11 protein-coding genes, 1 tRNA gene and 1 pseudogene are annotated in these 11,383 nt (G+C 68.4%); 4 read left to right on the plus strand and 9 right to left on the minus strand.

Annotation, left to right across the window (positions count from 1 at the left end; translation table 11 throughout):
• Positions 1-381: 381 nt before the first annotated feature.
• Positions 382-855 carry a DUF3293 domain-containing protein gene (locus tag EV685_RS01170; protein WP_165396683.1) on the minus strand — a complete coding sequence of 158 codons (474 nt, stop codon included), beginning with the start codon at positions 853-855 and terminating at the stop codon, positions 382-384.
• 65 nt (positions 856-920) lie between these two features.
• Positions 921-1,148, minus strand: coding sequence for a hypothetical protein (locus EV685_RS01175; RefSeq protein WP_130480172.1), 228 nt, complete (start codon positions 1,146-1,148; stop codon positions 921-923).
• Between the two features lie 475 nt (positions 1,149-1,623).
• Between EV685_RS01175 and EV685_RS21290 the strand changes: the two genes are divergently transcribed.
• The gene (locus tag EV685_RS21290) at positions 1,624-1,845 is read left to right on the plus strand and encodes a hypothetical protein (protein WP_420820794.1); all 222 of its coding nucleotides are present in this window, start codon (positions 1,624-1,626) and stop codon (positions 1,843-1,845) included.
• A pseudogene (locus tag EV685_RS01180) lies at positions 1,846-2,481 on the plus strand (IS3 family transposase); the annotation flags it as partial. It abuts the gene before it with no gap.
• A 178-nt stretch (positions 2,482-2,659) separates the two neighbouring features.
• On the opposite strand, the gene EV685_RS01185 reads toward EV685_RS01180, so the two are convergent.
• Positions 2,660-2,747 (minus strand) — tRNA-Ser (locus EV685_RS01185).
• Positions 2,748-2,783: 36 nt separating this feature from the next.
• On the minus strand, positions 2,784-3,605 hold the full coding sequence (locus tag EV685_RS01190; protein WP_130480173.1) for a symmetrical bis(5'-nucleosyl)-tetraphosphatase: 822 nt from the start codon (positions 3,603-3,605) through the stop codon (positions 2,784-2,786).
• A 64-nt stretch (positions 3,606-3,669) separates the two neighbouring features.
• Between EV685_RS01190 and EV685_RS01195 the strand changes: the two genes are divergently transcribed.
• Both EV685_RS01195 and EV685_RS01200 read left to right on the plus strand, forming a co-directional pair.
• The gene (locus EV685_RS01195; RefSeq protein ID WP_130480174.1) at positions 3,670-4,977 is read left to right on the plus strand and encodes a hemolysin family protein; all 1,308 of its coding nucleotides are present in this window, start codon (positions 3,670-3,672) and stop codon (positions 4,975-4,977) included.
• Positions 4,974-5,780 (plus strand): SapC family protein, encoded by an 807-nt coding sequence (locus EV685_RS01200; protein WP_165396684.1) that lies wholly within the window; start codon positions 4,974-4,976, stop codon positions 5,778-5,780. Before EV685_RS01195 ends, EV685_RS01200 begins: the two co-directional genes overlap by 4 nt.
• Before the next feature lie 85 nt (positions 5,781-5,865).
• On the opposite strand, the gene EV685_RS01205 is transcribed toward EV685_RS01200, so the two are convergent.
• The 5 genes from EV685_RS01205 to EV685_RS01225 form a co-directional block, all read right to left on the minus strand.
• The gene (locus tag EV685_RS01205; RefSeq protein WP_130480176.1) at positions 5,866-7,452 is read right to left on the minus strand and encodes a DUF1501 domain-containing protein; all 1,587 of its coding nucleotides are present in this window, start codon (positions 7,450-7,452) and stop codon (positions 5,866-5,868) included.
• Between the two features lie 13 nt (positions 7,453-7,465).
• A complete protein-coding gene (locus tag EV685_RS01210) occupies positions 7,466-9,220 on the minus strand; it encodes a DUF1800 domain-containing protein (RefSeq protein WP_242615357.1) in 1,755 nt (584 codons plus the stop codon).
• A gap of 171 nt (positions 9,221-9,391) precedes the next feature.
• The gene (locus tag EV685_RS01215; protein ID WP_207224732.1) at positions 9,392-10,402 is read right to left on the minus strand and encodes a CapA family protein; all 1,011 of its coding nucleotides are present in this window, start codon (positions 10,400-10,402) and stop codon (positions 9,392-9,394) included.
• Complete coding sequence (locus EV685_RS01220; RefSeq protein WP_130480177.1) at positions 10,399-10,818, minus strand: hypothetical protein; 420 nt, start codon at positions 10,816-10,818, stop codon at positions 10,399-10,401. Before EV685_RS01220 ends, EV685_RS01215 begins: the two co-directional genes overlap by 4 nt.
• Before the next feature lie 43 nt (positions 10,819-10,861).
• Entirely contained in the window at positions 10,862-11,371 is a 510-nt protein-coding gene (locus tag EV685_RS01225) for a Crp/Fnr family transcriptional regulator (RefSeq protein WP_242615358.1), read from the minus strand.
• Positions 11,372-11,383: the final 12 nt, after the last annotated feature.

Genomic DNA, 11,383 nt, shown 5'->3' on the forward strand with positions numbered 1-11,383 from the left:
GGACGTGTGCCAAGACGCGCTACAGCGCGAGGCCTGCCAGTCGGGCGCCGACATCGCCAGACAAGGCCTGTCGGAGCGCCGGATGGCGGCGCAGTCCAGGCGGCAACTGCCACCGGCCCCCCGCTGCGCGCATGTCAGCGTCCAGGTCGGGCTCGCGGGTCGGCGCCGAAGGAACGGAGCGGGTGATGGGCTGCGTCGACGATGGCTGCTTGGCGAAGGTCGAGGCCAGACGAGAAGAGCGCCGCGCTTGGATGGCGGCGAAGCATGGCGACATGTGGGTCTCCGGTTTAGCCGTGTTTGACGCGATGTCGGGGCCGGCAAGCGGGCAAATCCCCCTGGTCCGTGAGGTGGGCCCATCCATGGTTCCGCCCTCGTGGGAGGTCAGGCGCGGCGGTGGTCTGGATGCCAGAGCAGCACCGGTGCCTCGCCTCGCCGAGCGAGCAGGACGGCGTTCTGGCGGTACTCGAGCAGCCACGCGTCGACCAGATCCGGAGGCACGTCGAAGACGCAGTAGCTCTCTTCGGACCAGAGGCCGTCCAAGCCGACGCCACGCGCGGGCTCCCACCGCAGACCTGCGGCCTTCACTGCAGCCAGAAGGCTCCCGTTCGCGGCCGCGTTCCACTCGGACGAGCAGGACTGGCTGAACGGGTTCCACGCGGTGATGATGACGGCCGAGCCAGCACCGAAGCTGGCGAGCCACGCGGCCGCAGCGGCCACCTCGTCAGGGCCATCCTTCACGTGAAGCACAAGAGGGTGCGCGCCGAGCACCTCGAAGTTCGTGGCCTCGTAGGCGGACACCAGGCCAGCGTCGACGGTCGGCACCTTCGCGCCGCCGGTGTCGCGGGTATCGGTCATGTGGTTCTCCCTGAAAATCGATGGATCATGGTGTGACATGGCTGGCTCAGCTCGTGAGCCAGTCCTCAGGCGCCGGTCTCCGCCGGCACGATGACCTGCAGCTGCGCGTCGATCAGTGCACGCAGGGCCAGAAGTTCCGTCCGCGAAAGCAAGGTCTGGAAGCGAACCTGCGGCTCGGGACGACGCGCGGTCGGCACGAAGCTGACGAACTGCAGATGATGGCCGTGGGGGGTGCTCTGGAGCTGTGCGGACAGCTCATACGCCGGGGTGGCGTGCAGGATCTGGGTGCGCATGGCGCGTCTCCGGTTTAGTCGGTTCGGCGAAGGCCCGGGTCGACAATCGAAACAAATCACCCGGATCCGTGAGGTGGATCAACCCAAAACGAAAAAACCCGTCACGCAACAGCATCGACGGGTTGGTCCGTTTAGCTGCATTTGTGAATCGCCCGCAAGTAGCAGTAAATCGGCGATGACGAAGTGTAGACGGCTGTTGTGGCACAAGGCAATCGCGCCGGACGCCCGCGAATGAGGGGTCGTGACGAAGGGCTGACTGAACCAACATCTTGGCCCTGACCGACCCCGTCACCGTCAGTTCCCTCTATGCCTTGCTGGCACAGGCGACGTCGTTCGAGGCGCGACTTTCTCGGACCCCCGAGCCCGCCCTGCCAGGACCATGACGGCCTCGCTTCGGACTCAGCTGGATTGGTTCAGGGCCCATGGACCGCCCACGTTCCGCGGAGGCTCGATGATGTGAAAACATGGAGCCATCATGAGGAAGTCGAAGTTCTCCCCGAGGTGCGTGAGCCCCGTGCGGAGGGTGTTTGAGCACCGCGGCGAGCACGCTTCGCATTGGGCGTGCATCGAGTCGATTGCCAGCAAGATCTGCTGCACGGCGCAGACGCTGGACAACTGGGACAAGCAGCATGAGCGCGTTGGCGGCATGCATGATGGGATGACCACGGCCGAGGCGGGCTGCGTGGTCGACCAGTAGATGCGTCGGCTCGGCTGGCGTGGCGCGGGCCGGGGCATGTCGATGCACACGACGGTGCCCGATCCAAATGCAGCGTGTCCGCTGGACCGGGTCAATCGCCAGTTCCGGGCCGAGTGGCCCAACCAACTCTGGGTCGCGGACTTCACCCATGTCTCGACCTGGCAGGGCTGGGTCTACGTAGGCTTCGTCGTGGACGTCTTCAGCCGGCGCATCGTCGGTTGGCGACAAAGCTGTTCGATGCACACCGAATACGCGATCGACTCGCTGGGGCAAGTGCTGTAGGCGCGTCGACCGACCGAGCAGAACAGCGTCATTTGCCACTCCAACAGGGGGTCGCGATACCTGTCGATTCGCTACACCGAGCGCCTGGCCGAGGCGGGTATCGAGCCTTCGGTCGGCTCCACGGGTGACAGTTACGACCATGCCCTGGCCGAGACCATCAATGGCTTTTACAACGCCGAAGTGATCCACCGACGCCGCCCCTGGAAGACCAAGCGGGCCGTCGAGATGGCAATGTTGCCGTGGGTGTATCGGATCGATCACCAACGGCTGATGGAACCCCTGGGATACCTACCGCCCGCAGAGTTCGACCACATATACCACCGACCACGCGCTTGTCAGGCCAGGACCGTCTGACTTAAACGAAGGGGCTTCCGCGAGACCCGGGGCGGTTCAGTTAGGACACGCGGCCGCTTCATTCAGGGTGCTCACAAGGGGGGCGGAAACCGACATTCTGGCGATGATGGGTCTGATGATCGAGACATTCAGAACCAACCGAAAATACCGCTTAAATCAAGTACTTAACGCCACTTCATGGCGGAAGCTCAGGGATTCGAACCCTGGAACCCTTGCGGGTTGCCGGTTTTCAAGACCGGTGCAATCGACCACTCTGCCAAGCTTCCTGAGGGCGCGGATTGTGGCATGGCCATCCGCGTCGATCAGCCCGGTGCCTGGGCCTGTGCGCAGCCCACGCTGACGATCTCGCGGCGGCCGCCGTCGATGCGGGCGGCGCTCAGGCGGCCGCCCCAGACGCAGCCGGTGTCGAGGGCCAGCAGGTCGGGCCGGTCGAGGTCACCCAAGGTCGACCAGTGGCCGAAGGCGATCGGGGTTGATGCGGAGCGGCGGCCGGGGACGTCGAACCAGGGCATCAGGCCGGGCGGTGCGGTGTCGGCGCCTTCCTTGAGCTTGAAGTCCAGCCGGCCGTCGGACGTGCAGAAGCGGATGCGGCTGAGCGTGTTGATGATGAAGCGCCAGCGCGCCGGACCGGTCAGCGTGTCGTCCCAGCAGGCCGGTTCATTGCCGTGCATGACGGGCAGGAAGTCGGCCAGATCGGGGCCTTGCAGCAGTTGCTCGACCTCGGCGGCCCGCGCCAGGGTCTGGGCCGCATCCCACTGCGGCACGACGCCGGCATGCACCATCAGCCAGCCATGGGCCTGCACCGCCAGGCGCTGGTGACGCAGCCAGTCGATCCAGTGGCGACGATGCGGGCTGGCGAGGATGTCGTCGAGCGTGTCGCTGCGGTGCACACGTCGCACGCCCAGGTCGACCGCCAGCAAGTTGAGGTCGTGGTTGCCGAGCAGGCAGATGGCCGAGGCGCCGAAGCTGGCCAGACGCTCCAGCGTGCGCAGCGATTCCGGGCCGCGGTTGACGAGGTCGCCCAGCACATAGAGCTGGTCACGCGAGGGTGAAAAACCGATCTCCGCGAGCAGCCGGTCGAAGGCGTCGCAGCAGCCCTGGAGGTCGCCGACAAGGTGGATCATGGGGTGATTCTGCTACGCTCCCACGCTCCCTGAACTCTGGCGCGGATACTGCTTCGTGCCCACCATGGACCTGGCCTTACTCGTCTTCCTGATCCTGTTGAATGGCGTGTTCGCCATGTCTGAAATGGCCCTGTCGACGAGTCGCAAGGCCCGCCTGCAGGTGCTGGTCGAATCGGGGGATCGTGGCGCCGGCGTGGCACTGGCGCTGCATGACAACCCGACGCAGTTCCTGTCGACCGTGCAGATCGGCATCACGTCCATCGGCGTGCTCAACGGCATCGTCGGCGATGCCGCCTTCTCGGGCCCGCTGGCCGAATGGCTAACGTCGACCTTCGCGGCGATCCCGCACGGCGCAGCCGACATCGGCGCCACGGCCCTGGTGGTGGTCATCATCACCTTCCTCACCATCATCTTCGGCGAGCTGGTGCCCAAGCGCGTCGGCCAGCTCTACCCCGAGACAGTTGCCCGCCTGACGGCGCAGCCGATGCACTGGCTGTCCATCGGTGCCCGACCCTTTGTGCGCCTGCTGTCGACCTGCACGCAGACCATCTTGCGCCTGATCGGCGCGCGCGAAAGCGGCAACCGCGGCGTCACGGAAGAGGAGATCGCCGCCAGCCTGGAAGAGGGCCTGGACGCCGGCGTGATCGAGGCCCACGAGCATCAGATGGTGCGCAATGTGTTCCGGCTCGATGACCGCCAAGTGGGCAGCATGATGATTCCGCGCGGCGACATCGCCTGGCTGGAAGCGAGCGCGCCGCGTGAGGCCATCCTGGCGGTGCTGACCGAACACGGCCACTCGCGCTATCCCGTGTGCAAGGGGGGTCTGGACGATGTGCTGGGTGTCGTCACCTCGCAGCAACTGCTGATGCAACTGGCCCGCAGCGCCGAGCTGTCGCTGCAGGACGCGCTGCAGCCGGCCGTCTTCGTGCCCGAGACCTTGTCGGGCATGGAGTTGCTCGAACACTTCAGGGGCTCTGAAGTGCAGATGGTTTTTGTGGTCGACGAGTACGGGGTCGTGCAAGGTGTGATTACTTTGCGCGACGTGCTGGAGGCGATCACCGGAGAATTCACCCCGGCTCAGGCTGAAGATGCTTGGGCGGTTCAACGTGAGGACGGTTCCTGGCTGGTTGATGGCCTGATCCCGGTTCCCGAGCTGAAGGACCGCCTGGGCCTCAAGCAGCTGCCCGATGAAGATCGCGGGCGCTACAACACCCTGGCCGGCATGATCATGCTGCTGCTGGGTCGCCTGCCTCAAACCACCGATGTCGTCACCTGGGACGGCTGGCGTTTCGAGGTGGTCGACCTCGATGGCAAGCGTGTGGACAAGGTGCTGGCCAGTCGGACGCAGGAACCTTCCGGAGAAGACGATTGACTGAAGCACTCAAGAGCGCCAACGGCGCTGCAGCACCCGCCGCCAACGAAGGCGCATCGGCCAGCCAGCGCATCGCACTGGTCGACCGCAAGCGCCACGCCGGCAAGCGTGTGCGACCCATCACCGACTGGGCATTTGCCCGCGACGCGAACGCGGTGCCGCTGACCGGCGTCGAGTTCGGCGAAGCCGCACGCGAGATGCCGATCGGCTTCGTGTACGTCGGCAAGGACGCCAATGACAAGCCCAAGCTCGTGCCGATGGCCCTGATGGGTCTGCGCGAGAAGGACAACCTGCTGGTCAGCGCCGATGGCCGCTGGGACGCCCGCTTCGTGCCCGCCACGCTGCGCCGCTACCCCTTCGCCTATGTGCGCACGCAAGGCGGCGAGAAGCTCACGCTGGTGATCGACGAGGCCTACGGTGGCCTCAACGACAGCAAGGGCGAACTGCTCATCGCGGCCGATGGCGAGCCCACCGAGTACCTGCAGAACATCATGCGTTTCCTCGATCGCTACGAGCTGGAACAGCAGCGCACGGAGGTCTTCTGCGCCCGCCTGGTCGAGCTTGAACTGCTGCGCGGTGCCGAGATCAAGGGCGACATGCCCGACGGCGACAAGGTCAACGCGACCGGCTTCTTCATGGTCGACGAGGACAAGCTGGGCAAGCTGCCCGATGCCGAGGTGCTGGCGCTGCACCGCACCGGCATGATGGCGCTGATCCACACCCACCTGGTCTCGATGGGCCAGGTGCAGGCCTTGGCCCAGCGCCTGGAAGCACGCAAGCCGGCCAAGACCGCCGCGGCCTGAGGCGCGCGAACGCCGCAGCGCATCGGCCGCGAAGGCCGATGAACACGAAGGGCCTGCCGATGCAGGCCCTTTTTTTGTTTGGCGTTCAGGCCATGAAGCCGAGGTTGCGCACGCCCGTGTCGAAGTTGGCGAGGTTGGGAAAGATCGTCGCCAGATCGCTCGCGCCCACGCCCATCCAGCCCGCCAGCGTGGCCCCCATCTGGTCGACCGAGCTGCTCGGCAGCAAGGCGCCGTTGCGCAACTGGTCGGGGCTGCTGTCGAAGTCGTTGTTGGCCGTGTTCTTCACGCCCAGCACCGGCCACTGGCCATGCAGACCAGCCCGGACGGAGCCGCCCATGACCAGGTGGTGGGCGCCCCAGCCGTGGTCGGTGCCGTCGCCGTTGCTCGTGAAGGCGCGGCCGAAGTCCGAGGCGGTGAAGGTCGTCACATTGGCCGACTGGCCCATGGCGGCCAGCACGTTGTCAAAGTAGTTCAGGCCGTGGTCGAGCTGGGCCATCAGCTCGGCATGGCGGCGGTTCTGGCCGTCGTGGGTATCGAAGCCGCCCAGCGTGACAAAGAAGACCTGCCGCGTGATGCCCAGCGCCGGAGCGGCCTGCACGCAGCGCGCCACCATCTGAAGCTGGCGTGCCAGGCCGTTGGTGGCGACGTTGCCGGTCAAGGGATGGGTCCAGCGCAGCAGCGGATCGGCATCGGCCGAGTAGGTCGCCGTGCCACCGGCCGGCGTGCCCCAGGGTGCCGTGCCGGCGGCCTGCAGCGCGGCACTCAAGGTGGCTTCGGCGTCGATCGAGCGACGCACCACGTCGGCATGGTCCAGCGCCAGCAGGCTGGATACCCGGCGGCTGCCGTCCGCACGGGTCCCGGTCATGACACGCGCCATCGCGGTCTTGGCCTGGGCCGAGCCGAACAGCGTGGTGCCGCTGCCGCCGATGCGGATCGCGCCGTTGTTGCTGAGTTGGTATTGGCGCGCCTGTTCGCCAGCCAGCCAGATGCTGGAGCCGCTGACCGACACCGCCGTGAACATGGCCTGCGAGTTGCCGCCCATCAGCGCATCGGCGATGCGCCCGCCCCAGCCGCTGCGAGCGCCTTCGGGCGACAGGGCCTGCCACCAGTTCTGCTGGTCGTTGTGGCTGAACAGCTTGGGCGGACGTGCGTGTGTGGCGCTGGCGTATTGCGCCTTGGTGGTCGGGCGGATCAGCGGCCCGACATTGGCGACAACGGCCAGCCGGCGGCGGGTGTCGTGGATGTGCGCGAGCTGCGCCAGGCTCGGGTGCAGCGCCAGGCCCGCGCCGGCGATGGCCAGTGGCCGCACGCCGCCCAGCCGGGCCAGCACGCTGGCGCCCGTCGACGTGTCTGCGGGAGTGCCGGCGGCCAGCAAGGCAAGGCTGTCGGGTGCCTGGTTGCGCACCGACTGGTAGGCCGCCCAGGGCGCTGTGCGGGTGTCCAGCACGGTGTTGCAGGCGTCGTTGCCGCCGGCCAGGAAGACACACACCAGTGCCTTGTAGCCGCCGGCTGTCTGGGCCGACACCTGTGTGCTGGCCGCCAGCAAGGTGGCCAGCGGCAAGGCGCTGGGCACAACCCCGGCACCCAGTGCCGCGAACTGGCGCAGAAAGGTCCGGCGGGCCTGCGGACCGAGGCCGTGCAGGGGATCTTGGGTGCGTGTTGAACGTGTCATGGCGGTGTACTCCTCAGGACTGCAGCAGCCACTCGGGCGAGACCATCGCCAGATAGATCGCGAGCCGCAGCCGGTTCTGCAGCGCGTTGTTGCGGGTGTCGGCATTGCTCGCAGTCAGCGCCGGGACGTTGACGCTGGCGACCGCCGCGACGATTTCGCTTCGCAGTTCCGCCGGCATGGCCCCACCGAACAGGCGCGCATCGACCCAGCCGACCAGGCCGTCGGGCTGCTCGGCGCGGCCCCGCTCGTTGTCCAGCGGCAGCTGGACATCGCGCAGCGTCTGGCCGGTCGGGATGTCGCCCACGCCGTTGTTCTGCAGCACGCTGCGCAGGTGGTTGGCATAGCCGGCCACGCTGGTTTCGTGGCTGATCTGCATCTCCGGCACGGTCAGCCCGAGCGCACCAGCCCGGCTGTTGGGCGGCACGTAGCCGGGCCGGTAGAAGTTGAAGACCGAGGGCGAGCGCCAGGGCGACTGGCCCAGCGAGTTGGCAGGATCGTCGGTGTTGCCGATGCGCCAGGCGCCACTGACCGAGCGCGCACCGAAGGCCCGCAGCAGCCGCGCCAGCCGCAGCACCGGCTCGCGCAGCCGGCCGGCTTCGACATCGGCCACGTCGGGCGCGCGGCGCGCCTCCTCGTCCAGCAAGATGGCCTTGACAACCGCGCCGAGGTGGCCGCCGGTGCGGTTGAAGACCGCCGAGATGCGGGCCACATAGGCCGGGCTCGGGTTGCTGGTCACCAAGCGCTGGATCAGCTGGCGGCCGATGAAGGGCGCGACATTGGGATGCGAGGCCAGCGTGTCGAGCGCCCGGTTCAGGCTGGCCTGCGCGTCCGGCGTGCTGCCCTGGTCGGCCACGGTGCTGCCCAGGAAGGCCTTGGGCCCGGTCGCATGGAAGCGGCCGTAGGGCGACATCGGCTTGATCCACGCATCCGGATCGGGCGCGGGCGCGCTGCTCCAGCCGAAGTAGCAGGCATTGCTCTGGTCGCCGCAGGGCAGGCTCCAGCCGGTGAAGACACGCGCCAGGCCACTGACGTCGGCGGCGTCATAGGTCTCGATCGCGGCCGTGCCGTTGCGGCGCACGCTGCCGTCGGTGTTCAGCTCGACCAGACCGATCGAGAACAGCTGCATGACCTCGCGGGCGTAGTTCTCGTCGGGCACGCGGCCGGTGGCCGGGTCGTCCTTCTGGTTGCGCAGGTGCGAGAGGTAGGCGCCCATCACCGGGCTCAGGGAAACCTGGCGCAGCAGCTCGCGGTAGCTGCCCAGGCCGGCGCTGGCGAGCAGGTCGTGGTAGGCCATGATCCCGCGCGGCTGCTCGCCGACGTTCGAGTCGGCGGCCGAGACCACGAAGATCTGCGACAGCGCCCAGGCCACCCGCTGGCGCAGCTGGTCAGGCGCCGTGACGGCGTTGCGCCAGAAGGTGAACTGGACCTCGTTGCGGCTGACGGCCGCCGGGTCCGTCGCCCGGTTGGCCGCATCCAGCCCTTCCCAGAAGGCGCGTGCCGACGTCGCCGGCATCGCCAGCTGGGCGTCGATCCAGCCGCCCGCACCCAGCCGCCGGACCTCCGCGATGTCGGCCTCGGTGGCACCGAAGCTGGCCTGGTCGAGGAAGCGCACCGCCTCGGCGTCTGAGCGGATCGGCGCTTCGTTGTTGCCCGACGAGCCGCCGCCACAAGCAGCCAGCGTCATGAGCGCCATGAGCGCCACGACCGTCAGCAAGCCTGCGGCCAGCCGGCTGGCTCGGGTCTGGGCAGAAGATCGGTGGGATGGCATCGGGCACTTCCAGGTCTGCGAAGGCGCCGATCTTGCGCGGCGCGAGGCGCCGGAAAGCGTGCATCTGTCACGCCGGACACAGCCGTTCCATGCCCTTACCGATGTCACGGCTTGCCGTCCCGCGAACGCGGGATGGCGTCCGCGGCGACTTTGCGATGGCCGGGCAGCCGATCAGCGCACCGGTCGAACCGCCACGCAGGTCCGCACCGTCGGCCAGCCGCGCCGGCCGCAGGGGGTCGGCACGGTCAGGTCGGGGGTCGGCGTGCCGGCCTCGTCCATGCGCGCCAGCACGGTGTGCCAGTCCCGCACGCCACGCCGGTCGAGCGTCAGTGCCAGCAGCCAGCCCTCGCGCGCGGCGGGCAGCTCGAAGCCGTCGAAGACGAAGTTGCCCAGGCTCCAGATGATGGGCTTGCCCCGGTAGACGTCCGCACCCTGCGTGACGTGCGGATGGCCGCCCACCACCGCATCCGCGCCCGCGTCGATCATCAGCCGGGCGAGCGCACGCTGGCGGGCATCGGGCTGCGGCTCGCGTTCCCAGCCCCAGTGCATGAAGGGGATGACCAGGTCGGCGCCGGCGCGGCGGGCGGCGCGGATGTCGGCCACCACCTGGCTGTCCTCGCTCCAGGCGATGCCGGGCCAGTCGGGGCCGGCCTCGAAGCGGCGCGGCTTGAACTCGTTGTAGGACAGCACGGCGATGCGCAGCCCGCCCCGCTCGAGCCACAGCGGCCGGTGCGCCTCATGCAGGTTGCGCCCGCCGCCGAAGGGCAGGATGCCGACGGCGCGCACATGGTCGAGCGTCTCCAGGAAGGCGGCAGGCCCGTAATCGCCAGAGTGGTTGTTGGCGACCGCCAGCGCGTCGAAGCGGCCCTTGAGCACCCGCAGCGCGGCCGGGTCTGCGCGGAAGGTGTAGATCTTGTTGTCCAGCGGCGTGCCGCTGCGGGCCACCGGCAGTTCGAGGTTGCCGATGCGAGCATCGGCGGCGCGGAACCAGGGGTCGAAGGCCGCCAGCGGGTCGCCACCGGCGGCGATGGTGCGGCCCGGCCCGTCGTCGAGCATCAGGTCGCCGACGAAGAGCAGGCGCACCGCCTGCGGCGCAGGCTCGGGCGGCGCCGCATGGGTCGGCCACGACAGCAGCAGCGCCATGCCGGCCAGCAGCGAGATCGTCAGGTCGCGCGTGTTCATCGGGCCTCCTGCGCGGGACGTCGTTCGCACCAGTACTGCAGTTCGCCATCGCGCACCGGCTCGTAGACGCGGTGCAGGCCGGTGTAGCCCCCGGGTCGACCGCGCGGCGAAGGCGTCGGTGGCCAGGCCACGTCGAGCTGGTGGATCAGCACCGGGGCATCGCTGCGGTCGGCGTAGACATAGGCCTTGAAGGCGGCCAGCGCAACCGGCCGGGTCTGCAGCACGAAGCGGATCAGGAAGTAGGAGCCGACCGCGACGGTCGGCACCGCGTGCGGATCGTCGACGGCCGCGACGGCATGGTCGACGGTCTCGCCGCCGTAGGTGACGTGGCAGGTCGCCAGCGCCGCAGCCTGCGCAGCGGTCGAGCCGCTCAGGACGATGAAGGCGGCCAGGCGCCAGGGCAGATGCAAGCTCATGTGCGCGATTGTCGAGGTCGCCAGACGCCCAGCGACGCGGGCCTCACAGCGCCTGGAAGACGCTGTCGACCGTGGCCGGCCCCTCGCCCACCGTGGCGCGGAACAACTGCTCGTCGGTGGCGCGCAGGCGCCGGCAGACCTCGCGGCCGAGGTTCATCTGGATCAGCGCGAACTGCTCCGGATCGTGCTCGAACAGGCGCAGCAGGTCGTCGGGCGAGACCTCGATGGCCGAACACGCGTCGGCGGCCCGTACCGAGGCGTTGCGGGGTGACGGGTCCATCAGCGCCATCTCGCCAAACACGTCGCCCGGACCGAGCGTGCGCAGCAGGTAGTCGTGGCCATGCCAGCGCTTGCGGACCTCGACCGTGCCGGACTCCAGCACATACATCGAGCAGGCGTCCTCGCCCTGGCGGAAGAAGTAGCCGCCGGCCGCGACCTGCCGGACCCGCAGCGGCGTCAGCAGGTCTTCCAGCGCACGGGCGCTGACCGCGCCGAAGACGGGCATGGCCTGCATGCGTTCGAGACGTTGCGCTTCGATGCGAGGGACCTGCATCTCGGTCTCCTG

It is taken from the genome of Sphaerotilus mobilis, from assembly GCF_004216565.1.
GTDB lineage: Bacteria > Pseudomonadota > Gammaproteobacteria > Burkholderiales > Burkholderiaceae_C > Sphaerotilus > Sphaerotilus mobilis.